Annotated in this window: 21 protein-coding genes; 13 read left to right on the top strand and 8 right to left on the bottom strand. The window is 41.1% G+C overall.

All coding sequences use genetic code 11. From position 1 onward, the window contains the following. Positions 1 to 62: 62 nt before the first annotated feature. The 4 genes from IPP86_11920 (at position 63) to IPP86_11935 (ending at position 6,687) form a co-directional block, all read left to right on the top strand. Positions 63 to 4,163 carry a PKD domain-containing protein gene (locus IPP86_11920; protein ID MBL0139221.1) on the top strand — a complete coding sequence of 1,367 codons (4,101 nt, stop codon included), beginning with the start codon at positions 63 to 65 and terminating at the stop codon, positions 4,161 to 4,163. A gap of 845 nt (positions 4,164 to 5,008) precedes the next feature. Next, a complete protein-coding gene (locus IPP86_11925; GenBank protein ID MBL0139222.1) occupies positions 5,009 to 5,266 on the top strand; it encodes a hypothetical protein in 258 nt (85 codons plus the stop codon). After that, a complete protein-coding gene (locus tag IPP86_11930; GenBank protein ID MBL0139223.1) occupies positions 5,238 to 5,519 on the top strand; it encodes a T9SS type A sorting domain-containing protein in 282 nt (93 codons plus the stop codon). Before IPP86_11925 ends, IPP86_11930 begins: the two co-directional genes overlap by 29 nt. A gap of 49 nt (positions 5,520 to 5,568) precedes the next feature. Continuing rightward, positions 5,569 to 6,687, top strand: coding sequence for a hypothetical protein (locus tag IPP86_11935; GenBank protein MBL0139224.1), 1,119 nt, complete (start codon positions 5,569 to 5,571; stop codon positions 6,685 to 6,687). Between the two features lie 386 nt (positions 6,688 to 7,073). Here IPP86_11935 and IPP86_11940 read toward each other — a convergent pair whose 3' ends face one another. Beyond that, positions 7,074 to 7,400, bottom strand: a complete 327-nt coding sequence (locus IPP86_11940; GenBank protein MBL0139225.1) for a hypothetical protein — start codon at positions 7,398 to 7,400, stop codon at positions 7,074 to 7,076. 7 nt (positions 7,401 to 7,407) lie between these two features. Between IPP86_11940 and IPP86_11945 the strand changes: the two genes are divergently transcribed. Next, positions 7,408 to 7,545, top strand: a complete 138-nt coding sequence (locus tag IPP86_11945; GenBank protein ID MBL0139226.1) for a hypothetical protein — start codon at positions 7,408 to 7,410, stop codon at positions 7,543 to 7,545. 50 nt (positions 7,546 to 7,595) lie between these two features. On the opposite strand, the gene IPP86_11950 is transcribed toward IPP86_11945, so the two are convergent. From IPP86_11950 to IPP86_11980, 7 genes are all read right to left on the bottom strand, one after another. Next, on the bottom strand, positions 7,596 to 8,567 hold the full coding sequence (locus tag IPP86_11950) for a plasmid pRiA4b ORF-3 family protein (protein ID MBL0139227.1): 972 nt from the start codon (positions 8,565 to 8,567) through the stop codon (positions 7,596 to 7,598). Between the two features lie 470 nt (positions 8,568 to 9,037). Continuing rightward, positions 9,038 to 9,577: a transposase gene (locus IPP86_11955; GenBank protein ID MBL0139228.1), complete on the bottom strand. Its 540-nt coding sequence runs from the start codon at positions 9,575 to 9,577 to the stop codon at positions 9,038 to 9,040. A 1,015-nt stretch (positions 9,578 to 10,592) separates the two neighbouring features. Further along, on the bottom strand, positions 10,593 to 10,850 hold the full coding sequence (locus IPP86_11960; protein MBL0139229.1) for a hypothetical protein: 258 nt from the start codon (positions 10,848 to 10,850) through the stop codon (positions 10,593 to 10,595). Between the two features lie 45 nt (positions 10,851 to 10,895). Then, complete coding sequence (locus IPP86_11965; protein MBL0139230.1) at positions 10,896 to 11,255, bottom strand: hypothetical protein; 360 nt, start codon at positions 11,253 to 11,255, stop codon at positions 10,896 to 10,898. Positions 11,256 to 11,472: 217 nt separating this feature from the next. Next, positions 11,473 to 12,387 (bottom strand): hypothetical protein, encoded by a 915-nt coding sequence (locus IPP86_11970; protein ID MBL0139231.1) that lies wholly within the window; start codon positions 12,385 to 12,387, stop codon positions 11,473 to 11,475. Between the two features lie 636 nt (positions 12,388 to 13,023). Beyond that, positions 13,024 to 13,587: a transposase gene (locus IPP86_11975; GenBank protein ID MBL0139232.1), complete on the bottom strand. Its 564-nt coding sequence runs from the start codon at positions 13,585 to 13,587 to the stop codon at positions 13,024 to 13,026. A 1,104-nt stretch (positions 13,588 to 14,691) separates the two neighbouring features. Continuing rightward, complete coding sequence (locus tag IPP86_11980) at positions 14,692 to 16,497, bottom strand: adenylate/guanylate cyclase domain-containing protein (GenBank protein ID MBL0139233.1); 1,806 nt, start codon at positions 16,495 to 16,497, stop codon at positions 14,692 to 14,694. A gap of 485 nt (positions 16,498 to 16,982) precedes the next feature. Here IPP86_11980 and IPP86_11985 point away from each other — a divergent pair, with 485 nt between their 5' ends. The 8 genes from IPP86_11985 to IPP86_12020 all read left to right on the top strand — a co-directional run bounded on the left by IPP86_11985 (position 16,983) and on the right by IPP86_12020 (position 24,736). Beyond that, complete coding sequence (locus IPP86_11985) at positions 16,983 to 17,582, top strand: hypothetical protein (protein MBL0139234.1); 600 nt, start codon at positions 16,983 to 16,985, stop codon at positions 17,580 to 17,582. A 42-nt stretch (positions 17,583 to 17,624) separates the two neighbouring features. Continuing rightward, a complete protein-coding gene (locus IPP86_11990) occupies positions 17,625 to 17,957 on the top strand; it encodes a hypothetical protein (GenBank protein ID MBL0139235.1) in 333 nt (110 codons plus the stop codon). 106 nt (positions 17,958 to 18,063) lie between these two features. Then, positions 18,064 to 19,050 carry an Hsp70 family protein gene (locus tag IPP86_11995; GenBank protein ID MBL0139236.1) on the top strand — a complete coding sequence of 329 codons (987 nt, stop codon included), beginning with the start codon at positions 18,064 to 18,066 and terminating at the stop codon, positions 19,048 to 19,050. A 127-nt stretch (positions 19,051 to 19,177) separates the two neighbouring features. Further along, positions 19,178 to 19,666, top strand: a complete 489-nt coding sequence (locus IPP86_12000) for a chlororespiratory reduction 6 domain-containing protein (protein ID MBL0139237.1) — start codon at positions 19,178 to 19,180, stop codon at positions 19,664 to 19,666. Positions 19,667 to 20,470: 804 nt separating this feature from the next. Continuing rightward, positions 20,471 to 21,925: an N-6 DNA methylase gene (locus IPP86_12005; protein ID MBL0139238.1), complete on the top strand. Its 1,455-nt coding sequence runs from the start codon at positions 20,471 to 20,473 to the stop codon at positions 21,923 to 21,925. Then, entirely contained in the window at positions 21,922 to 23,094 is a 1,173-nt protein-coding gene (locus tag IPP86_12010; GenBank protein MBL0139239.1) for a restriction endonuclease subunit S, read from the top strand. The genes IPP86_12005 and IPP86_12010 overlap by 4 nt, the downstream gene beginning before the upstream one ends. Positions 23,095 to 23,116: 22 nt before the next feature. Continuing rightward, positions 23,117 to 24,007 (top strand): three-Cys-motif partner protein TcmP, encoded by an 891-nt coding sequence (gene tcmP, locus IPP86_12015; protein MBL0139240.1) that lies wholly within the window; start codon positions 23,117 to 23,119, stop codon positions 24,005 to 24,007. Between the two features lie 3 nt (positions 24,008 to 24,010). Next, complete coding sequence (locus IPP86_12020; protein ID MBL0139241.1) at positions 24,011 to 24,736, top strand: phage Gp37/Gp68 family protein; 726 nt, start codon at positions 24,011 to 24,013, stop codon at positions 24,734 to 24,736.

Raw genomic sequence — 24,736 nt, forward strand, 5'->3', positions numbered from 1 at the left:
CCATTTTTCAATATCTTCAAACCTTCAATCTTTCCCACCCTGTATTAAAAGAAATGCCAACCATGAAAAAAAATATTAAGCTTTCATTTTTCCTGATCATGATCTGTCCTTTTTATTTAATGGCCGCAAGTACAGATCCTTTTCATCTTCCAGCAAGTATTCCGGTTCCGCAATGGGTTCAGAAGGTTGATTGGTCGGCTCCGAATGTGTATTCAATTGATAAAATTATCTATGAGTATAAAAAATCTGATGAATATGTCCGAAACGAAGGGGAGAGGCGTGAAAAAGTACAGGATGTAAATGCAAATGGTGGTGCCGGAGAAAAGGAAGATCCCTATGAAATCGCCTACATCCGTTGGAGAATCCAGATGAAAATGCTGAAGGCTATTCAATCGGACGGCTCTGTAATTATTGATCAGAATAAATATCTCGAAGAACTACGCATCGCAACCGGAAATCAAACCCGGAGATCTTCTTCAAACATGTCCGGAAACTGGACAGAGCTCGGACCCATCGAGTCCTTTGGTGCCAATAACTACGGACCGGCTTTTGATCACGCGAATGTTTATTCCATAGCCATTGCACCATCGAACGATAACCTGCTTTATTGTGGAACAGAAGACGGAGCGATTTTTAAAACTGTCGATAAAGGTTTGCATTGGGCTTGTGTTTCAAATTCACTTCCTGCCAACGCTCCGGTTTCTATAGCCATTGATCCTGCTGATGAAAATATTGTTTATGCACGTCTGTCTTTAGCCATCATCAAAACAATAGATGGAGGAATCAACTGGACAGATCTCGGTTTCAATGGTGCAAATGGTGAAAAAATCATCGTATTACCCAACAGCCGTGTGGTGACAATTGGTGGTGCTGTGGCGTATTACAGTGATAACGGTGGGAGTACCTGGACCACTTCAACAGGGATCACCGGAATGGATCAGCTGTATGATGTGAGGGCACGTGCATTTGGCAGTGATACACTTTTTGTTTCGGGTGCAGTTGGGAATCTTTTGCGAATTTTTGTTTCTACGGATGGTGGTGTTTCTTTCAGTGACGTGACAGGAAGCAATACTTCAGTAGAAAATACCGGCTCCCGTTTTGCGACCAGCATCGCTGATCCTTCCATAGTATATTGTTGCGCGCTTGGGAATATCACCCCGCCAACGCTTTTGAAAAGCATTGACGGCGGTTTTACCTGGAGCGTAACTGTGCTGGCAACCGGCACCGGCTTGGGCGGAAGCAGTACTACTGTCGGTCTGGGCATGTCGAACGGACAGGGTTATTATGATTTTGATATCCTGGCTGATCCGAATAATGCCGACAATGTTATTGTTGCGACAACATCCTCTTACAAATCTACTGATGGCGGTTATAATTTTTCTCCGCTGGGTGGTTACGCGGGAGGACCTATTAGTATGCATGTGGATATTCAATGCATGCTGGCAACGCCGACAGATGCATACATCAGCAGCGACGGAGGAGTGATTCATTCCACAGATTTTTTCTCCGACAACGCGAACGCGATAACACGCAATCATGGAATTACCGGCTCCAATTATTGGGGCTTCGGTCAGGGATGGCAGGAAGATATCACGACCGGCGGAAGATATCACAATGGAGACGACGCCATGTTCAGTGATAACTATGGCGCAGGGAACAGTCTTAATCTCGGTGGCGGGGAATCGGGGACAGGACATGTGTTTCCTGGTCGCGAGCGCACAGTTGGTCACAATGATATCGGTGTTTCTCAAATTCCGGTTTCGTTGGCAGATCCAATTCAGTACGGAATTTTTATAAATTCAAAATGGCCGGTTGTCAATTATTATTATCAGTTTCATGGAAAGCTGGTAGTGCATCCATGGTATCGTAATGTTTTTTATGTAGGGGAGGATAGCATTCTGTGGAGAAGCAATAATTCCGGTCAGTCGTATACAGCGTTTAAAAATTTCGGAGCCGGTGATGTCGTCTGGCGTTTTGAGATTGCGCGCAGCAATGTAAACGTGATGTATGTACTCACGGAAAACGGAATCTATAAAACGGCAATTGATAACGGAACCACCTGGACCTCGTTGACACTTCCGGTTGCCTATCAGTATTACAACGCGGATGTCGCTGTTAATCCGGAGGATGAAAACGAAGTATACATCTGTATGGCCTATGGTCCTGCCAACGCGAAGGTTTTTAAATCGACAGATGGTGGCGGACACTGGACAAATTACACCGGCACAGCTCTTAATGGAAAATATATTTACTCGCTGAACTTCCAGGGAGGAACGGATGGGGGAGTGTATGCCACTTCACAGGACAACCCTTCCGAAATGTTTTACCGCGACAATACCATGTCGGACTGGGATAATTTTTCTTCAGGATTATTTCCAAATCATCTCGCATCAGCATGTCCATTGATATTTTATCGTGACAATAAAATTCGTCTCCCCGGACTGAGAGGCATCATGGAAAGTCCGCTTTATACGCAGGGCTTACCTGTAGCTCAGGCGATGTGCAACAGAGAATATCTGGGTTGTGAAAAAGATACCGTGGAGTTTTACGATTACTCCATGCTCAATTATGCAGGTGCTACCTGGCAATGGAGTTTTCCGGGATCTTCCTGGGTGAGTGGTCTGAGTGACCGCAATCCGAAAGTGTTGTATTCTGCTCCGGGAATTTACAATGTGTCTTTAACCGTTACGGATGGCTTTGGACACAGTGATACACGAACATTTAACAACATGGTTCAGTTCCCGCAAAGTTATTGTTCGCCTGATACCGTGATCGGTAATTGCATTGCTTTGTCCACGGTCAATCGTACGGTGGACATCGGGAAAGTGAATATTAACAGCAATACTTTTTCCATCTCTACCTGGGTGAAGCCCGATGGTTTGCAGGTTTCCTTCGCGGAGATCGTTGGACATTTTGGTTGTCCGGGTTCTCCGAATTATGGATTTGGACTTGGCATTACATTTTCAGGATACACACCGAACCTGCAATTGTGTTATACGGATGAACAGGTGAATTATGGAAATTACAGCGGACTCGTGATGGACAGCACCCGCTGGAACAATGTGGTGCTCACGTATTCGCCTGTTGGAGTAAAAATTTATCTGAACGGACAAGTCGCGGATGTTAACAGCAACCTGATGCCTGCTTTGGATTTTACACAGGCACCTTTTTATATCAATCCGGATATTCATAACCAGGGTGGTTATTTCAGAGGGCAGATTGATGAGCTGAAGTTTTACAATTATACACTTTCACAAAACGAAGTGAGGGAGAAGATGCATTTGATTCAAAGCGATCCGCTGAATGAAAGTGGTTTGGTGAAATACATTCAGTTTGATCAGCTGGATCCTGCAACGGCTTGTGTATATGATGTTGTTAACGGTATTCCTGTGTCAACGGTGCAAAATACCATTGTCACTTCCACGGCGCCAGTTGGAACCGGTACAGTCTCTCGCAATCCCATGGTGAACACTCAGGGCTTGCATGATTTTCCGGCAGCGGATTTAAAAATGTATTTACCTGCTTCCGGCACTTATCCAGACGGTGAGATGGTAGCCTTTCATCTGCGCAGCAATCCTGATGCATTGCCGGATACACGGCCTTCGGTTCCGGGATATTTTATTCTGAATAATTACGGTAACAATCTGTCTTATACTTCTCCCGATAGCATCGTTTTCTCCGGCTTAAAAAATCTGAGTGCTGCCAATGAAGCCAATGAATTCCTGATGTTTAACCGCAACAGTTTTGATTTTGGATCCAGCTGGCTTTCTGCATCACCTGCAGCTGATCGCTTCCATTACTTCAACAACCAGAACAGCGAACTCAGCTGGCTTTCATCGCCATTATTCGTTTCAGGCGGACAGTACGTGATCATTCAGGACACCAGTCTGTTTACAGCCATCGAAAAGCCTCAAAGCAGTCCGACGCTGGATTTGTCAGTCTATCCGAATCCCGTGCGCACAACCCTTCGCCTCGATGTACAATCTTCAGTGACGGAGCATACCAACATTTCACTTTTTGATACCAAAGGAAGTTGTGTACTCAATTTGGTTCAGAAACTGAACGCCGGCAAAAACATCCTCATGATTCCGGTTCAGAATTTGCCGATGGGAGTTTATGAGGTTGTGATCAAAGATTTGAGGAGAAAAGTTGTCATTGAATAGTGAAGGATTTTGGATTTTTTGCATTTTAGATTTTAGATTGATGATTGAAGATTGGTAGTGACCTTTTACATGGCATTATGTTATGGGCGGGATTGTGTGATGGCTCATTCTACTCTGGCCGTTTTGAAATTTATGTTGTCGACGGATCGCCAGCTACCTCAGGGGAGGATTGGCATTGTGCATAGGCTTTCATATAGCATTCCCTCTGTTGTCTGAACTGTGATTTAGATGATTTATTTGATTTTATGATTAGCGATTAATCAACTTGAATTCCTGTGTACCTTTTCGAGATCTGTTTGAAAATTTACTTATCGAAACTCAATAAAGCCATGACACTTCACGAAATCTATTAATCATCTAAATCACAGTTAAGACAGTTTCGTCATCTTGTTGGAGTTTTAAAAAAAATTTCTTATCGAAACTCAATAGAGCCCTCACACTTCAGTGAAATCAAATAAATCAGGTAAATCTCAGTTCAGACAATTTCTCCGGGCATCTGAGGTTTGATTCTACTGAGCATCCATGTACCTGAGTTGCTTGGTGGGATTGTGTGATAGCTCATTCCGCCATGGCACTTCGAGACGTAGTTCAGTGAAAGTATCGCCACCCACCTCCGCGACGGAATGACCTCGCGCACAACATTCCGTCGTGCTGGGGTATCATCTGATAGATGACCATCCAAATTAAATCAGGCAAAAGAGTCGCGATTTTAAAATTGAATATTTCCTTCTTGATTACGAATATTATTAAGGATTGTAAATAGTGATTGTTATCATAGTTATTATTAAGTGGGTACACTACATTGCCCGACCCAATTTAACGAATTTATTAAACTCTATACTCTCATGACTAAGCTAACTTTTATTTTTGTAATGTGCATGGGCATCTGCTTTACTGCAAATGCACAGCCTGAATTGACGAAAACTGTGGTGGCGAGCAGCGGTGGTAATTTTACCAACGGAACGCTCACCCTTTCCTCTACAGTTGCTGAAATGACGATGGTGACAACATTAAGTGTTTCCGGCAATGATCTCTTTCAGGGGTTTCCAAAACAATGCGTGGATAATTCAGGACGTGGCTGTTCGGCCTGTTGCGAACACTGATCTTACTGTTGTACTTTATCCAAATCCTGCAACTACATTTCTCAATCTTGAAGTAGTAGGCAGAAACACCGGCAAAATGATCATTTCGATTGTTGACATGCTTGGGCATACTTTGCAACTCATTTCAGTTCCTGAACTTCAAAGCAAAATGCAGCTTGATGTCAGTAAACTACCGTCAGGTATATATGCACTGGCAGTACTTGATCAATCCAATCAAGGAGTATTTAATCAAACTTTTAAAATTATTCATTAAAAATTTAATCAATAAATAAAATTATTTTACTACTAAAATCCACTTACACATGAAAGCGCTAAAACTATTAGTATTATCCGGCATAGCGATGTTGCTGTGCACTCTTATTTATGCACAGGTTCCCCAGAAATTCAACTACCAGGCCGTGGCTAGAAATAACAATGCAATCATAGCTAACGGACAAGTGGGGGTGCAGCTTACTATTACAGATTCCCTGGGTACTTTGGCGTATTATCAGGAAACTCAAACTGCAACTACCAATGCCTATGGAATATTTTCATTGGAAGTAGGAGGCGGCAACCCGGTAATTGGCACTTTCAGCGCTATTGACTGGAAAACGGGAGGCAAGTGGTTGAACATACAGATTGATCCTGCCGGGGGCACTGCTTATACGGATATGGGTTCATCTAAATTGCTGAGCGTGCCTTTTGCGTTGCAAGCATCAAAGTCACTTGACAGTTGGTTAGTAAATGGAAATTATATTTACAATCCAAACGGAAATAACGTAGGTATTAATACAAATTCACCTGACAAAAGCTTATCTGTAGCCGGTGGAATGGATGTAGATAAATTAGGGCTGAGTGATGGATCAGAAGGATCCGGGAATGTGGCTCTTCAAAACGGACTTACTTTCTCCGGCGGAAGTGGAGAAGGACTGGCATCAAACAGGTTGAGTTCAAATCCAAACCAATATGGCATTGATATTTATACCAACTTTACTAAACAACTTTCGGTTACAAACGGTGGAAATGTAGGAATAGGCACTTCAAGTCCCTCGACAAAGCTTGATGTACAAGGGGGCGATATAAATACAAACGGTAACATAAATACAGGGAATAAAATCACCGCTACTCCTACCGGTACTGCCAATATGATACCTGTTGCATATGGTAAAGTGCAATGGGACGGTTCAATAATGAACGCAACTCCGAATGTTCAGACACCCACTCATGTTGGACCGGGCGTGTACCAGATTGGAATATCAGGAATCACTTTTGACGGATCATATACTTGTGTTGTTACACCGGCAGCTCCCTTATGTTTCGCCTCGGCATTTCCTGATCCAAACGGTTTTCAACTGGATATAAATACTTTCCAGATGTTCCTGGTGCTTGCTCCACCTGTTCCCTGGGATTTTGCATTTAGTTTTGTTGTCTATCATAATTAAAATAACCTTGATAGAATGTTTCACTAATTCTACTTAGACAATATTCGTTGACAAAACTTCCCGCCATTTTCTGCAGGGAAGTTTTTTTATCGTCTCGTTGCAGAGAATAATGTGTGCATGCAAGTAAAACGGTTCATTCCGCCATGGCACTTCGAAAAGCAGTTCTTGAAAATATCGCCACCCGCCTCCGCGACGGAATGTACTTGTACACGGGCTTTCACACAACATTCCGCCGAGCTAGTTTTAGATTTTAGATTTTAGATTGTTGATTGAAGATTGGTAGTGACCTTTTACCTCGCATTAGGTTATGGGCGGGATTGTGCGATAGCTCATTCTGCCCTGGCCGTTCTGAAATTAATGCAGTGAACGTATCGCCGCCTACCTTCTCAGCGGAATGACTTTTCAAGCGGGCTTTCGCACAACATTTCCTGAGCAGGATTGTTCTGTTGAGCGTATGTTTTAAACATTTTCAGTAGAATAGGATGGAAGTTTTTGTAAATTTGAAGCATCTGAATTAATTGAAATGGCAAAATTAAAAAGACCCAAATTGGTGCATGAGGTGCGCAAAAAAAAGCTGAAGTCGGTTCGTCCTCTGAAAAAGCCTCCAAAGCCGTATTCAGAAGAGACGCGAAACAAACTGCTATTCTTGTAAAAGTTGGGAGGAAGGGTTCTGCAAACGCAATCCGAGCCACAAAGGCTCTTGGTTTATCCATTACATACATGAAAAATGGTGTTTTGTACAAGGAGTTTCCTGATGGCAGAACAGAACAATTGAAATCAGTAGAAGTAAAAAAATCAACTTCAAGAAGATCAGTCGGACGATTGAAAAAAGGAGTAATTCTTCATGCTAAAAAGTAAACGCCTTCGGATTTTTGCCGGATTTTTAACTCATAACTCATAAATTGTCTTCAGTTGTCTGCACTTTCTTCCAGAGGAAGCGGCCATATATCCACTTCCGATTCAAATTCAACTGAGAAATATTTGTTAAATGTTTTCCAATCCAGGTTTTGTGGCCAATTTGCCGGTTCTCCGAACCATCGTGTATACATTTCCAGCAGTACCATCCCATGATTTTTTTCCATGAAATCAAAAGCAAGTTCTGAATCATCCATGTAAGGGATCATGAAAACTTTAGCCAAATCATGGTAATGAACAGCATGCTCCGGAATTTTAAATTTTGGATTTAATTTTTGTTTGTATTTCAGAGCGTCCAATGTTGGTCGGATGATAACTGCACTTACCTTCCCTTCGAATCCATCCTCTTCTTCTTCTAAAAATTCTTCATCTTCAAAATCATCATCCGCGTTTAATTCAAGTGCCAGAGATTTATAGGATGAAAGTGATTCAGTAACATCATCTGCATTAAATTCTTCAGGATTAAATGGTGCTCCTATCCACTTTTTGATTTCTTTGTATTCCGGATGCTTTTTATCTGACATGATTTTTATCAGATTCATATAACCACTTGGTCCACCACTATCTTCAAGGGGACCTGAACGTTCTCCTTTCAGACAAACAGGCAATGATAATTTCAGGCCATCCAATGCTTCAAGCACACGGATATCCACCTGCCATCCGTCTCCAAAATCATATTCATAAAGTACAGACTTGCCTTTATCAGTCAGTATTTTATCGATTAAAGTTGTTCTGGAATTTATCAGGTTGCGACCCAATTCTTCTGCATCCGTCATTTCAGGATCAGCTATTATTGTTTCCCTGTCCAAAGGGAATTGGTAGAGATGGTATGACTCCCAACCGAAAGCCAGCTGAAGGATTGCATGCGTTTCATGAAAGGTGCAATTTCCGGGTATGGTCAGTTCTCTCCAAATCTTTGGAGTTACATGTCTCAGAGTAGCATTGATACGAAGCAGGGCAGTCATGGGAAGAATTTTGATCAGATAAAAGTAATGAAAAACCCGAAATTTAGAATTCAGTGGCAAAAGGCTAAACTGTTATTTCGCAGATTTGGGAATTGTGAGTGAGAATGCTACTGTTGCTTGGCTTAATGTTGTGGGCGGGTTTGTGTGATGGCTCATTCCGCCATGGCACTTCGGGAAGTTTTCAATGAAAGTATCGCCACCCACCTCCGCGACGGAATGACCTTGCGCACGGGCTTTCACGCAACATTCCGCCGAGCATCTGAGCTTTGATGCTATGGAGCATCTATGAACCTAAGTTGCTTGGCGGAATGTTGTGGGCGGGGTTGTGTGATGGCTCATTCCGCCATGGGCTGTCGACAAGTAATACTGTGAAATTAAATCAGCCGAATGCTATTGACGAATAAAATCATGCATGAACTATTTAGCTACATTTAGCGAATAGGTATGTTATGTATACAAATTATGTAAATTCAAAGTCGATACAATGACAGGGCCTTTTCTCCCGCATAATCGATGGCACTGCTATACATATATTGTTCGGGTCTGTTTACAAGACCAGCTTCTACCGGGTTCATGTGGATGTAGTGAATTTTTGATAATGTAAATTTTGCACTATAAACTTCTTCCGCATGATTATTGTATTGCCACACCTGATTCTTTGATTTTATTTTTTGTTTTTTTCCTCCTTTTTGAAAAAGTTCCAGCAACCATTCTTTCCGGCTTTCATTGCTTGCTTCTATTTCCTTGATTATTTGTTTACTTGTATATTTCTTCAAATCACGGATAATTGCACTCAGGTTTTCATTTTTTGCTCGTGCAATCATATGAATATGGCTTGACATAATGACGTAGGCGAAAATTTCCAATCCTTTCTCGTTAACGCAATAGTTGAGGCTTTCGCAAATGATATTCTTTTGTTGTGGACGAAGCAAAACATCTGCCCATTCAACAGCGGTCAGTGTTAAAAAATATGTAGCTTCTTGTTTGTGGATTTGATATGCGTAAGACATAGTGCAATAATCCAATTCTTAAAGTTGAAATACAATCTATATATGCTGGATATTTTATATCTATTTATAAGGATTCAATGTAATTCAGTTGTCAGAAGAAAAGCTATAGATGGGTAGGGGCGATAACAAATTGCGTTGAGCATGCTTTGGCCTGAGTTGCCTGGCGGAATGTTGTGGGCTTGATTGTGTGATGGCTCATTCCGCCATGGCACTTCGAGAAGTTTTCAATGAAAGTATCGCCACCCACTTCCGCGACGGAATGACCTTGCGCACCGGCTTTCACACAACATTCCGCCGAGCATCTGAGCTTTGATCCTATTGAGCATCTATGGACCTTAGTTGCTTGGCGGAATGTTGTGGGCTGGATTGTGTGATGGCTCATTCCGCCTTGGCACTTCGAGAAGTTTTCAATGAAAGTATCGCCACCCACTTCCGCGATGGAATGACCTCACGCACGGGCTTTCGCACAGCATTCCGTCGAGCAGGGGGGAATGACCTCGCGCAACGGCTTACACACAACATTCCGCCGAGCTGGATTTTATAAAACATTCCGCGGAGCTGGGGCATCTATGAACCTGAGTTGCTTGGCGGAATGTTGTGTGCGGGTTTGTGTGATGGCTCATTCCGCCATGGCACTTCGAGAAGTTTTAAGTGAAAGTATCGCCACCCACCTCCGCGACGGAATGACCTATCACACTGGATTTCGCACAACATTCCGCCGAGCTGGGGGGAAGAGGGTTAATAAAATGTGTGTGGTTAAATGAAAATTCTCCATAACACTGTTGTGAGGGAGCATTTCGTGTGAATGAGGTGTTTTGACTGCCTTGCATGAGGGAATTTCTATGTGGGATTGTGTGATGGCTCATTCCGCCATGGCCATTCGAAAAGTTTTCAATGAAAGTATCGCCACCCACCTCCGCGGCGGAATGACCTCTCGCACGGGCTTTCACACAACATTCCGCCGAGCTGGGTATCGCCGCCCACCTCCGCGGCGGAATGACCTTGCGCCCAGGTTTTATAAAACATTCCGCGGAGCTGGAGGGATTGTGTGATGGCTCATTCCGCCATAGCCCTTCGAAAAGTTTTCAGTGAAAGTATCGCCACCCACCTCCGCGACGGAATGACCTCTCGCACGGGCTTTCACACAACATTCCGCCGAGCTGGAGTGCGGATTTGTGTGATGGCTCATTCCGCCATGGCACTTCGAAAAGTTTTCAATGAAAGTATCGCCACCCACCTCCGCGACGGAATGACCTTGCGCACGTGCTTTCACACAACATTCCGCCGAGCTGGGGTTTTGTTCATTGAACTACCCCCTTCAATCCTCACACAAATCTTCCCCAGGAATCTTCCCCATTTTTCCTCCGCACTTCGGACACAAAGCCTGTTGAGTATCCCAAACATCCAGATTTTTACTATGGCAGTCAGTGCAGTAAGGCGGAAAGAAGTCGTATTCTCCTGAAGGTAGTTCAGTTTGGTTTCCCGTAACAACAGGATCTCCTTTTTTTGACCGACGGTTCCTTCGTTTGCTAAAGTTTAATATCAGAAGCTGCTGAAGTGAATGGCAATCGTTGCAAACATAGGTATTTGTAGCTCCCGCCATGATCGCATCCGGTCCGCCCGAAATTCGGGTCGAGTAATTGCAGGAGTTGCATTGGAAAAGGCTGCTATGTCCCATCTATAAAAACTTCGCTTTTTGTAGTGAAATGAAAGGTAATACTATTTTCATTCTTTCAAACCAGATCTTCTGCAGCTGTTTCAAAATCCTCACTAGCACCACCGTACCAAATCGACAATACCTTGTCTCATCGGAATGACATCAGGTAGGGTCTTTCATACAATATTCCGCCGTGCTGGGGTGAGGAATTGCAAATCCTGTACTGCGGGATAGAATATCACTCTTCCGTCTTTTCACCAATTGCTTTTTTTATTAATGGCAAAAAAGTGCTCGCTTTCGTTTTACCAGGTGTGATTTTAAATCTGCCCTCACCACGAGCATAGACCATTTCAATACCAGGAACTTTAACTTTTTTCAATTCTGATTCTGGCATCCTCAGTCGGAATCCAAATGATTTAGATCCAAGCCATGCAATTGAAAATATGGTATTAAATCCATACTTAAAGCCACAATAGTGCTTGTTAAATCTTTTTTCCAATTTGATGTTTTTCTTTTTCAGAAGCTGTTCCATTTCCCTTACATAACCTAAAAACTCTACAACACTCTTTTTATTTCTCGACTTTTCATAAAATGCTTTGTCATATATTTCCAGTCCTTTTGTTGGACCGGTCTTTTTCTCGTGAATTTGTTCAAGGTAATCAACCGAAAGAAATATGTCCTTTTTATGAATCCATCTTTTTATCTCAACAAAATCAACATCATATTGAATGGATGATATGTAATTTAAAGCTACAGGATTTATTTCTGGTGCAATCACAATAATTCTAACTTCATAATTATCCCAATTTACATTTAGGTCGTCATCCAAATCCAACTCATGCCATAAGTTTTTTATCGCATCAGGATTGGATTTTGCCCAAATTGCATATGCTAATACCTGAGGAAGTATTTTCTCATCAACGGTAACATTTTTCATCTCTATAACACAAACATTTCCGTCTTCATCAATACCCACCATATCAGGGATTCCCGGCTTACGGCCTCCCCGAATCTGCCGATTCAAAATTGTAATGCCTTGTAGAATGTCTTCATTATTAAACACAAACTCCTCAAACTCCTGCTCAGATCCAAATGGTTTGGTTATTAGTTCAATAGTTTTCTTTCCTTTTGGGGTCCAGAATAAGTTTGCCATGATACTGTTTGTTTAGTACTGCTAAGTAATAAGATAAGCTAAAATTACTACTTTTTCTTACTTTTTCGTTTTTTATTAGGTTTCTCTCCTATAAACAAATCACCCGTTTTGTTCTCATACAACCAAAGCCCGTGTGTTTTTCAATCCACCATTCTGTGCTTAACCGGCTAACCACATTCGTGTTGTTTCATCTTTTCATGAAAATCCTGCCGAAGGGACTAGGTCAGCCTGCGTATGGGCTTGTGTTAAATACTTGACCTAGCGATGGAAAATTAGGCCGAACGGGGGCATGCTTTGGCCTGAGTTGCTTGGCGATGTTGTAGGTGGGTTTGTGCGATGGCTCATTCCGCAATGGCACTTTGAAAAGTTTTCAGTGAAAGTATCGCCACCCACCTCCGCGACGGAATGAGCTTGCGCACGGGCTTTCGCACAACATTCCGCCGAGCATCTGAGACTTTATTCCAATTTGAATTTGTGTACATATGTTGCTTGGCGGAATGTTGTGGGTGGGTAAGTGCGAGAGCTCATTCCGCCATGGGCTGTCGACAAGTAATACTATGAAATTAAATCAGCCGAATGCTATTGACGAATAAAATCATGCATGAACTTTTAAGCAACATTTAGCGAATAGGTATGTTATGTATACAAATTATGTAAATTCAAAGTCGATACAATGACAGGGCCTTTTTCTCCTGCATAATCGATTGCACTGCTATACATATATTGTTCGGGTCTGTTTACAAGACCAGCTTCTACCGGGTTCATGTGGATGTAGTGAATTTTTGATAATGTGAATTTTGCACTATAAACTTCTTCCGCATGGTTATTGTATTGCCATACCTGATTCTTTGATTTTATTTTTTGTTTTTTTCCTCCTTTTTGAAAAAGTTCCAGCAACCATTCTTTCCTGCTTTCATTGCTTGTTTCTATTTCCTTGATTATTTGTTTACTTGTATATTTCTTCAAATCACGGATAATTGCACTCAGGTTTTCATTTTTTGCTCGTGCAATCATATGAATATGGCTTGACATAATGACGTAGGCGAAAATTTCCAATCCTTTCTCGTTAACGCAATAGTTGAGGCTTTCGCAAATGATATTCTTTTGTTGTGGACGAAGCAAAACATCTGCCCATTCAACAGCGGTCAGTGTTAAAAAATATGTAGCCTCTTGTTTGTGGATTTGATATGCGTAAGACATAGTGCAATAATCCAATTCTTAAAGTTGAAATACAATCTATATATGCTGGATATTTTATATCTATTTATAAGGATTCAATACAAGTCAGTTGTTAGAAGGAAAGCCATGGAAGGGTTGGGGCGATAGCAAATTTCGTTGAGCATACTAAGGCCTGAGTTGCTTGGCGGAATGTTGTGGGCGGGATTGTGCGATGGCTCATTCCGCCATGGCACTTCGAGAAGTTTTCAATGAAAGTATCGCCACCCACCTCCGCGACGGAATGACCTCTCGCACGGGCTTTCACACAACATTCCGCCGAGCTTGGGGAGCGATGGCAAATTGCGTTGTGGATGCTAAGGCCTTAGTTGCTTGGCGGAATGTTGTGGGCGGAATTGTGTGATGGCTCATTCCGCCATGGCACTTCGAGAAGTTTTCAATGAAAGTATTTCCACCCACCTCCGCGACAGAATGACCTCGCACACGAGCTTTCACACAACATTCCGCCGAGCTGGCGGAATGACCTTGCGCACGGGCTTTCACACAACATTCCGCCGAGCATCTGAGCTTTGATCCTATTGAGCATCTATGAACCTTAGTTGCTTGGCGGAATGTTGTGGGCGGATTTGTGTGATGGCTCATTCCGCCATGGCACTTCGAGAAGCAGTTCAGTAAAAGTATCGCCACCCACCTCCGCGACGGAATGACCTCGCGCACGGGCTTTCACACAACATTCCGCCGAGCATCTGAGCTTTGATCCTATTGAGCATCTATGAACCTGAGTTGCTTGGCGGAATGTTGTGGGCGGGTTTGTGTGATGGCTCATTCCGCCATGGCACTTCGAGAAGTTTTCAATGAAAGTATCGCCACCCACCTCCGCGACGGAATGACCTCGCACACGGGCTTTCACACAACATTCCGCCGAGCTGGGTATCGAAAAAATAAGGTTACTTATTTGTAAATTATTAACCTTTGTCTGGGTAATGTTGCGGGCTAGATTGTGCGATGGCTCATTCCGCCTGAACCGTTTTTGAAAAGTGATGTTGACAACGTTTCGTCAGCAAGCTCCGCGGAAGAATGACCTTTCGCACGGGCTTTCATACAACATGCTGCAGAACTGTGCTAAACTCATTCGATTTCCACAAAGTCCCCTTTTTTTGGAATGCATAATGGGGTACTATTTTCTGGAATGAAACCAGCTTTAATGAGTGAGTCATAACACTCCACAACCTTGGCCCTTACTGTAAAATACCTTTCATAGGCTACTATCCAAGTTGGCCTAGTAATAATTTCGTTGAAATTCAAGACATGTGTAGATGTATTTTGAATTAAAGTTTCAGATTCTTTAAAACCGGATTTTGACTCATTAAGTGAAAGTAATTTCAATTTATCTTTCAACTGAAGAATTAATTTATTATCGAACCTACCTTCTTTTTTCTTTGAGAGGAATGTTGAAATGAATTCAGGCGTGGTCCTGCCTGAGACTCTATACAGGGTATCAAGTTTTTGTAAATTATAAAAAATTTCGATTGTCAATTCTGATAAATAATTTTTAATTCCTTCGTCTTCTGCATATTGCCTGTACAATTTCAGTTTTGTTCCCTTAGCCAATCTTGGCATATCGAACAAGCATGGTTTGATCAACAGGACATTGTTTGAAAAATCCGAAACAACAAATTGATATCTGGGCTTGATTAAATTATCAAATATTTCTCTTAAATCGGATTTGAAATCCGCATCAAAATTTCCAATACTTTCAATATAACTTCCTCCCGCCCAGATTGGATCCGTATTATGGCTATCTGCTATCCTGTTATATGCATTGATTTCAAAAACGATCGAATCTTTTGCATCTGATTTATCACATTTTACTTTTATTGAAGCCCAACGTGAAACCCCCAAGGAATCTCCGGCAGCGTCAAAATTTTCAGGTGGTATTCCATTAAAAAATTGACCCTGCCTATTGAAATAGTTTTTCGCATCCTGGAGTGTGACTAGTGAGTCCGGATAGATGACAGAAAGCAACACTGAAGTCATTCTGTCAATGAGGGCATTTGTATCTCTGACGAAATGAATGTACTCTTCAGAAGTATTGTTTTTCTTAGAAAGTTCTGAAAGGTTGAATTGGAGATAGAATGTTTTAGGGACTTTATCAGTGTTAACTAAATTGGAATTGGTTGCTAGTTTAGAGTAACTTGAATAGATAAAGTAGCCTGTCAAAATAACAAGAAGTAAAATTGCTATCGATAGGAGACCTTTCCTTTTTTGTTGCTTTTTAAATATTTCAGGTGTAGGAGGAGGTGTTTGATTTCCATTGTAGAAACCATAGATTTTCAATTTCTCACTAATTCCTTTCAATCTGGTTGATCCATAACAGATTGACTGAATATTTTCCTTGCTATTTTCTTGTAACCAACCGGCTGCATTCTCCCAAATTGATTGTGATGTGAGTACCTGTCCACCCTGAGCTATTGACTGTATCCTTGCTGCCCTGTTTACATGCTTACCAAAGATATCGGGTGCAAGGTTATTCTCGATTGCAACCTGTCCGAGGTGAATTCCTATTCGTACAGTCAGGTGATAATCTTTAATTGAAAGGTGTGCCCGGTTTGCTGTTATTGCATTCTGGAATTCCACGGAACGCTGAACTGCAGTAGAAGGTTCAGCGAACACACAGAGAAAAGCATCACCAATCTCTTTTACGATTACACCCGCGCCATCGCGAGGAATGATAGATCTAAACAGTTCATCGTGCAGGTGTCTGATTTTAGCAAATGCTGTTTCTCCATACTTTTCTACTGCAAATGTCGAGTTTACAATGTCTGAAAAAAGTATAGCAAGTACTGCTGTGTGCCTCGACCTTCGATAGTTTTCGATAGCATTTACTTCTTCAGGGCTGAGGGAATGGATCAGTTCGTCTGCGGGTGTTTGCATGAGTACTTCTTATCAAACCAAAATGAAAAGGAAAATTCTTAAATTGAAGATGTTCTATCCAAAGTTAAACTTTTTTTTGCTTTTGAATACAAAATTAAACATTGCCGGATATCTGTTTTAATTGTGAATTGAGAAGGGGCCGTCACTCTGAATTATATTAAATATGGTCAAAAACAATCCGGTTGAGGGTCGAATTGCCTGGATGGGAGTGAAGGTTGAAAGCTCAAATCACTTGTATGCCTTATTCGTGTGATTAATGTATTTGTGGAATTGTACGATGGCTCATTCCGCCCTGGCCCTTCGAAAAGTAATTCAGCTAAAGTATCGCCACCCACCTCCGCGGCGGAATGACCTTTCGCACGGGCTATCACACAACATTCCGCAGAGCTGGGTAAATAAATGTTTTGTAACTTAACCTCACATTTAGGACTAGCAAGAGTAAGCTGTTAGACATGTTGCAATTGTTCTAAACGATCTTCAAAATTATGTCACATCAACTCCCTCAAATAAATGTTAAAATAAAATCCGGCCAGGAGCAATTGAATACTAATGGTTCACCCACAGGTATAAAACTCATTGACTTTTGGAAGTGGAGCGTCTCGGATCTAATTAGTAACGCGACTCGTGGACGATTCGCTGAATTTATTGTTGCTTCAGCTTTGGGTATTAACATGGAAAATGTACGCGACGAATGGAGCGCCTATGATTTGATAAGTCCAGAAGGAATTAAAATTGAAGTGAAATCCGCAGCTTACATTCAGAGTTGGGCTCAAGAGTACCTTTCAAAAATAAGTTTCTCAATCAAGGCTGCCAGATATTGGGATCGCTCAACAAATATCCAAGATCCCACACCATCCAGACCTTCTGATTTTTATGTTTTTTGCCTTTTAAAACATCAAGACCAACCGACTCTTGATCCAATGAATTTAGATCAATGGGAATTTTATGTTGTTTCCACACTTGAAATCAGCAATTATAAAAGAAGCCAAAGTTCGATTACACTAAACTCATTGCAAAAGATTACGCAATCTGTAAAATATTCTGAACTTCAACAAGCTATCATTGATCGAAGTCAGCGACAGTAAACTAATCCCTGAAAGTAATAGTTGCATAGACACTTGAAATACATGGAAAAAGTAGTTTTGTTTTACTTAGAAAGACCGGATATTAAAATATCTATGGAGATTTACTTTAACGAGAAGGATCAGTTGTGCTTTGATGGATATGATATTGGCAAATCGGTCGAGGGGGCTATGGGGGATTCTGATTATGAATATACTTATACAATAGAGCCTGAAGAGGTAAATAAATTCTATCCAATTTTTAATTTAACACCCGGAGATAGGCAGGGACTATTACAAGAAATAAAAAAGAGATTTAGTGTTAATGAAGCCTACTCATTATTTAGAGAGTTTATGCGACTTCACAAAATAGAACATGGTAGTTCAACTTGGACTTAGTGGGGTTGATTAGTTCTTATCATTATTGTAAGTTGCAACTGGGTTGCGGTTAGCGAAATATTAACGGCAATTATTTAACGACCTACAAATTTCAAACAGTGTAACAATGGAGAAAGTATTTTTCAACAACATTCGTAAAAATATTCTTGGCGAAATCTTGAAAGCTGAACACACAATCAAAGTTGGTGTTTGTTGGTTTACCAACCATGAACTTTTTGATGCTCTTTGTTCTAAAATTGAAGATGGAGTTAAAGTTGAACTAATAGTTATAAATGATTACATCAACAATAGAACCGATGGACTCAACTTTCAAAAGTTCATAGATATTGGAGGTGATTTTTATTTCGGAGACAATGAAAAGCCAATGCACAATAAGTACTGCATTATTGATGATAAAATATTAATAAATGGCTCTTACAATTGGACTTATTATTCCGAAAACAAAAACGAAGAGAATATTATAATTCATGCTGGTAAGAAAAACCTTTTGTTGAACTTTATTAAAGATTTTGAAAGAATTAAATCGGGACTTCCTAAAGTAAAGTCATTAAGTCAAATTGCAATTACCGAAATCAACAACAAGAATTATTTTGGAGCAGAAAATTATTTAGCTCTCGATTATTTGTATGAATCAAGAGAAACTAAGATGCCTTCTATCGTTGAGAAAGCACTTCAACTTGCACCAAACAATTTTCAAATACAAAAAGAGGCAGTTGCTCTTAATATCTTAACCAAAAGGAAAACGATTACAAATATTGGTAGAGAAATTATCGAAGATGGATTTGTTATTCTTATTCCCAAAGGCACAGTAATTCCAATTGAAGGAGAAAATACTTTTCATACAGTTGAAGATAATCAAACTGAAACAAGTGTGGACATTAGATATGGAATTTATGAAAATGCGAGTGGGAATAAACTAATCGGGTCATTTAATATTTCTGGCATTCCTGAGATGCCAGCAGGAAAGGCGGGTTTGATAACGAAATACAAAATAGATATTAATGGGAAGCTAACTGTAACTGAAATTATTGAGGGAACTGTAAATAGTGTGACAATGGATTACAATGTTAGTCACTTATTGACTAATAAATAATTTGTTAACGATGAAGCATAACTGCTGCTAACAACTAAGGCTTCGTTGCGTTCGTAGAAGGATAAATCCCAATTCACGCAATGGACAGCAGTGAAACGGTTAATAGCTACCCCAAACAATAAGGTATATGGAAAAACTAATGGACTTTACTGAATTTCTAATTATTGAGATTAGCAAACAGGAAATAGAATCCAACGACTTCCAACCTGTGTTCAGAACACTCAACCGGCTGCTTGAAGACAAGGAAACTATTCTGTACTTTTTTGAACGAGTCGAAATCTCAGTAGGTGGTTACGAGAACGACCCAAGAGAACTTTGGGAAATTCCAGAAGTGAAAAAATTTATTGAGGAACTCGATACACAATTTCCTTATTGGTTTTACTTCCTTACAAAGTATGGAGCTGGTTTAAAAATGATTGCTTTTTGTTGCAGTAATTTAATCAAGTTGACTGCAACGAAAGTTTGGCTTGATCCGGATTCACTTGATAAATTTTTTATCAAACATTTTGGAGCGGTGAATATGCTTGCTTATAAGATTAACATGACAGAAAGGGAAAATGCAGAGTTGTCAAAAAAAATTACCGATTACTTCTCTCATAATTTTAAAAGAATATAAAGTTAAGGCTTCCTTCCGACGAACGATCATTTCCCATTTCGGGCCAGAGTCAACCAGTGTCTTAGCCCCATTTATCCCGCAGCACATTCCCTCCAGCCATTTTCTGAAAAGGCAAAAGAAGCACCTACCCACCTCTGGTATTGGATGTCCCCAAAACGCTTCGTTGGAAGCCTTATCTCCTGTTTGCGGTACTGGACTACCCCACGGAGTTGTTATACGGCAGCCGATAGCGTTTTTTACTGAGCGTATAGTGGATAGTATTAGGATTGTGATGATGGCAGAAATGTTTTTTAAGGGGTTATTTCTTCCGATTATATTGACTACTACTGATATATATTTGGTTTACAGTCGTTTAAGCACTTCTTTGAATCGAAAAGGTTGTTTTAAACCCTCCGGAATCTGGAAAACCCCGAAAAGCGGAAAACAGCACCTTTCAAGTTCCCGTATTGACCGAACCCCAAAACACCTCATACAATCCATCTAACTCCTCCCCTGACGTACCAAAGTACCTCCCGAACACGATAGTGCTTCCAGCACACCCGTTTGTTGCCTCTAATCTAGATTATCAGGGCGGGCTATATCCTGCCGGAACAGATTCCGGTGCTTTTGCTACATAAACTTGGATTTTTACTAATATTGGGGAATAATACTTTCTGATACCCTCGGTTTTAATGTTATTCTGGTATGTCCAATGATTTAGAGGTAAAACCAGGTATGTGGTGGACACGGGGCTTCTTTCAGGAATGCCTTCTTGAATTGAATCTCTTAATCCTTAAATGATTTAGATTAAAACGAAGAATAACTATGTTCGAACAAACCTTCAAAAACATCGACGACATCCTTCACAAGGATGCGGGATGTGGGAGTGAACTGGATTACGTGGAACAAACATCCTGGGTCTTGTTCCTGAAGTATCTCGATGACCTGGAACGAGACAAGAAGACGGCGGCCGAACTTTCGGGGAAGGCTTACACCGCCATTATCAAACCCGAATTTCAATGGACGAAGTGGGCTGCGCCCAAGACCAAGGATGGCAAGCTCGATCACCAGAAGGCCCTGACGGGCGACGATCTGGAAGAGTTCGTGAACAACAAGTTGTTTCCTTATCTCAAGAAATTCAAGACCGACGCGGAAAGCGCGGATACCATCGAATACAAAATCGGGGAGATCTTCAGCGAACTGAAAAATCGGATTCAAAGCGGATACAACCTGCGGGAAGTGATCAACCGCATTGATGAACTGCGCTTCCGGACCCATGCCGAAAAGCACGAGATGAGTCACCTCTACGAGGGGAAGATCCAGAACATGGGCAACGCGGGACGTAATGGCGGCGAATATTACACGCCTCGTCCGCTCATCAAGACCATCGTAAAAGTAGTGGCACCTGAAATCGGGCAGAAGATTTACGACGGCGCCGCGGGTTCGGCGGGATTCCTTGTGGAAGCTTTTGAATACTTGAAGCAGAGCCGTAAACTCTCCACTTCCGATGTGACTACGCTTCAGAAAAAAACATTTTACGGCAAGGAAAAAAAATCCCTGGCTTATATCATCGGAATCATGAACATGATTCTGCACGGTATCGAAGCGCCGAATATCGTACACACGAATACGCTCACCGAAAACCTCAGCGACATACAGGAGAAAAACCGCTTCGATATTATCCTGGCAAATCCTCCCTTCGGCGGAAAGGAACGCGCCGAAGTACAACAGAACTTCCCGATTAAAACCGGCGAAACGGCTTCACTCTTTTTGCAACACTTCATTAAGATGTTGAAGGCGGGAGGGAAAGCCGGCATTATTATTAAGAACACCTTCCTCAGCAATACCGACAACGCCTCCATCAGCCTGCGCAAACTGCTTTTGGAAAGTTGCACGCTGCATACCGTACTTGATTTGCCGGGCGGAACATTTACGGGTGCCGGAGTGAAAACCGTTGTCTTGTTCTTTGAAAAAGGTGCGCCGACGAAGAAAACATGGTTCTACCAGCTCAACCTTGACAGGAACTTAGGAAAGACGAATCCTCTCAACGAAAACGACCTTGCCGACTTTGTTAAACTCCAAAAGACAAAAGCAAACAGCGAAAATTCATGGACGGTAAATGTAAAAGACATCGACCAAACCACCTTCGACTTGAGCGTGAAGAACCCAAACAAAAAGGAAGAAGCTACGCTTCGTGAGCCGCAGAAAATATTAGAGGAGATGAAAGCCCTCGATGAGGAGAGTGCGGAGATTTTGAACTCAATTTCTGAATTACTATGAAGCCTGGCTGGGAGTGTAAAAGACTCGGAGAAATGTGCGAAAAAATATCAAGAGGGATTTCTCCAATATATGTAGAGAAGAATGGTGTTGTTGTTCTCAATCAAAAATGCATTCGAGATCATAAATTAAATTTCGAACCCGCAAGGAGACATGACGATACAAGTAAACCTGTGGGTTCTGATAAGTTTATAAGGATTGGCGATGTTTTAGTCAATTCAACTGGGGAAGGAACTCTTGGGAGAGTTGCTCAAGTTAAAAATTTGCCTTTTGATAGAATAACAGTTGATTCGCATGTTTCAATAGTGCGTCCACTTAAAGATAAGTTTTACCTCGATTTTTTCGGCTATGCTTTAATTTATATAGAAAATGAAATAGAGAAAAGTGGTGCTGGTGCCAGCGGCCAAACTGAACTAGCAAGATCAGTATTAGAAAATCAATTCAATCTTACCTACCCAATACATCTCCTCGAACAAAAACGCATCGTCTCCATCTTAGACCAAGCCTTCGCCGCCATCGACAAAGCTAAAGCGAATGCGGAGAAAAATCTGAAGAATGCGAGGGAGGTGTTTGAGAGTTATTTGCAGGGGGTGTTTGAGAATAAAGGCGACGATTGGAAGGAGAAAACACTAGGAGAGGTTTGTGAATTTCGCAATGGGCAAGCGCACGAACAACATATTGATGAAAAGGGAAAGTACATTCTTGTGAATTCCAAGTTCATTTCTTCTGATGGCGAAAAAGGTAAGCGAACAAATAATGCTCTCTCTCCTTTGTTTATAGGAGACATTGTCTTTGTAATGAGTGATGTTCCCAACGGCAAAGCACTTGCTAAGTGTTTTTTAATTGATAAAAATGACACCTACACATTAAATCAACGAATTGGAGCTATTTGTTCAAAGGTGTTTGATAATGATTTTTTAGTTTACCAGTTTAATAGACATAAATATTTGTTGAGTTTCAATAATGGAGAAAATCAAACAAATTTGCGTAAAAACGACATCTTGAATTGTCCCTTATACATTCCCCAACTCGCGGAACAAAAAACTATTGTGAAAAAACTCGATGATCTTTCCTCTGAGACAAAAAAGCTGGAAGTTATTTACCAAAATAAAATCACTGATTTGGAAGAATTAAAAAAATCCATCCTCCAAAAGCCTTTTCCGGAGAATTGAAAACAGATAAAGTTATAGCAGTATGACAACTAAGCAAAATAATTTCTTCAATGAGCCGGCCGGGGAATGGGGCGGTCCATGGACGGAAAAGAAGCTGGAAGCTTTTTCAAAGTATGTATCGTCCTACCTTATCATTATGAAGAAAAATCCATTTTGGAAAACCATTTATTTTGATGGTTTTGCCGGAAGCGGCACCAGGGAAATGCAAACTAATTCAGAAATTTATAAACAACTTAAAATTACTGAAGAAGAAGAAAGAACCTACAAGGGAGCTGCTGAACAAGTGCTTGGATTGCAGGGTTTAGGTTTTGACTATTACTATTTCATTGATAAAAAGGAAGAGTCGCTTAATAAGCTAGCTGCAAAACTCGGTGATAGATTTATAGAGAAGAAAATAGTTTACAGGCCTGGAGACGCAAATCTTCAAATTTCTGAACTTGCAAAGGCATTAAAGACAAACGAATTTGCTGCCCTTGTTTTTCTTGATCCTTTTGGAATGCAGATAGATTGGTCTTCTATTGCAGATTTAGAAGGAACCCGATCTGATGTTTGGATTTTAATTCCTACCGGTGTTATTGTTAACCGTCTGCTTGACAGGGCGTGCAAGTTGGAATTCAGCGATAAACTTGAATCATTTTTTGGTTTGCCGATTGAAGAAATAAAATCATATTTCTACAAATCAGAGATAAGGCCTACGTTGTTTGGTGAAGAAGAAATTATTACGAAAGTATCACAACCTATTGAAAAGATTGCACGCTTGTATGCTGAAAGAATGAAAACTATCTGGCAATATGTAACGGAAGAGCCGATGGTATTGAAGAATCGGAATGGTGTACCACTATTTCATTTTGTTTTTGCTTCCAATAATAGGAATGCGAAGAAAATTGCGAAAGAGATAATCCAAAATATTTAGAAAATGGCACAAACTAGCATCGAATGGACTGAACTTACCTGGAACCCGACAACAGGTTGCACCAAAATATCTGCCGGATGCAAATTCTGCTATGCAGAAGTAATGTCAAAACGACTTCAGGCAATGGGAGTTCAAAAATACAAAGACGCTTTCGAGGTTCGCACACATCCAGAGAATTTGAACATTCCTTATACCTGGAAAAAGGCTAAAATCGTTTTCGTGAATTCGATGAGTGATCTGTTTCACGAAGACATTCCACTTACATTTATCAGGAAAGTATTCGATGTAATGAATGACAATCCGCAACATGTTTTTCAAGTGCTGACAAAAAGAGCGGAACGTCTTTTTACCGTTCACAATCAGTTAAAATGGACACACAATATCTGGATGGGCGTTTCTGTTGAAAGCGAAAAAGTAGTTGACCGTATTGACTTTCTTCGTAAGACAAATGCCAGAGTAAAATTTCTATCCTGCGAACCGTTGATTGCTCCATTACCAAACATGAATTTGAAGAATATTGATTGGGTAATTGTAGGCGGTGAAAGCGGACAAAGTCCCAGACCAATGAATGCCGACTGGGTTTTAGATATACAAGAACAATGTGCAATTGCTGATGTCGCATTCTTTTTCAAACAATGGGGGGGCAGAAATAAAAAAGCGAATGGTAGATTGCTGAACGGCAGAACTTATGACGAGATGCCAGAAACTGAACTTCAATTAAGTGTATAA

This window comes from Bacteroidota bacterium (assembly GCA_016720935.1).
Lineage (GTDB): Bacteria > Bacteroidota > Bacteroidia > AKYH767-A > 2013-40CM-41-45 > JADKJP01.

Coding starts and splice junctions, on each gene's coding strand:
- IPP86_11970 (MBL0139231.1), bottom strand. CDS start 12,387: ATGGCAAACTTATTCTGGACCCCAAAAGGAAAGAAAACTATTGAACTA.
- IPP86_11920 (MBL0139221.1), top strand. CDS start 63: ATGAAAAAAAATATTAAGCTTTCATTTTTCCTGATCATGATCTGTCCT.
- IPP86_12005 (MBL0139238.1), top strand. CDS start 20,471: ATGTTCGAACAAACCTTCAAAAACATCGACGACATCCTTCACAAGGAT.
- IPP86_12010 (MBL0139239.1), top strand. CDS start 21,922: ATGAAGCCTGGCTGGGAGTGTAAAAGACTCGGAGAAATGTGCGAAAAA.
- IPP86_11985 (MBL0139234.1), top strand. CDS start 16,983: ATGTCACATCAACTCCCTCAAATAAATGTTAAAATAAAATCCGGCCAG.
- IPP86_12000 (MBL0139237.1), top strand. CDS start 19,178: ATGGAAAAACTAATGGACTTTACTGAATTTCTAATTATTGAGATTAGC.
- IPP86_12020 (MBL0139241.1), top strand. CDS start 24,011: ATGGCACAAACTAGCATCGAATGGACTGAACTTACCTGGAACCCGACA.
- IPP86_11990 (MBL0139235.1), top strand. CDS start 17,625: ATGGAAAAAGTAGTTTTGTTTTACTTAGAAAGACCGGATATTAAAATA.
- IPP86_11975 (MBL0139232.1), bottom strand. CDS start 13,587: ATGTCTTACGCATATCAAATCCACAAACAAGAGGCTACATATTTTTTA.
- IPP86_11950 (MBL0139227.1), bottom strand. CDS start 8,567: ATGACTGCCCTGCTTCGTATCAATGCTACTCTGAGACATGTAACTCCA.
- IPP86_11935 (MBL0139224.1), top strand. CDS start 5,569: ATGAAAGCGCTAAAACTATTAGTATTATCCGGCATAGCGATGTTGCTG.
- IPP86_11955 (MBL0139228.1), bottom strand. CDS start 9,577: ATGTCTTACGCATATCAAATCCACAAACAAGAAGCTACATATTTTTTA.
- tcmP (MBL0139240.1), top strand. CDS start 23,117: ATGACAACTAAGCAAAATAATTTCTTCAATGAGCCGGCCGGGGAATGG.
- IPP86_11945 (MBL0139226.1), top strand. CDS start 7,408: ATGAAAAATGGTGTTTTGTACAAGGAGTTTCCTGATGGCAGAACAGAA.
- IPP86_11995 (MBL0139236.1), top strand. CDS start 18,064: ATGGAGAAAGTATTTTTCAACAACATTCGTAAAAATATTCTTGGCGAA.
- IPP86_11965 (MBL0139230.1), bottom strand. CDS start 11,255: ATGGGACATAGCAGCCTTTTCCAATGCAACTCCTGCAATTACTCGACC.
- IPP86_11940 (MBL0139225.1), bottom strand. CDS start 7,400: ATGGATAAACCAAGAGCCTTTGTGGCTCGGATTGCGTTTGCAGAACCC.
- IPP86_11925 (MBL0139222.1), top strand. CDS start 5,009: ATGACTAAGCTAACTTTTATTTTTGTAATGTGCATGGGCATCTGCTTT.
- IPP86_11980 (MBL0139233.1), bottom strand. CDS start 16,497: ATGCAAACACCCGCAGACGAACTGATCCATTCCCTCAGCCCTGAAGAA.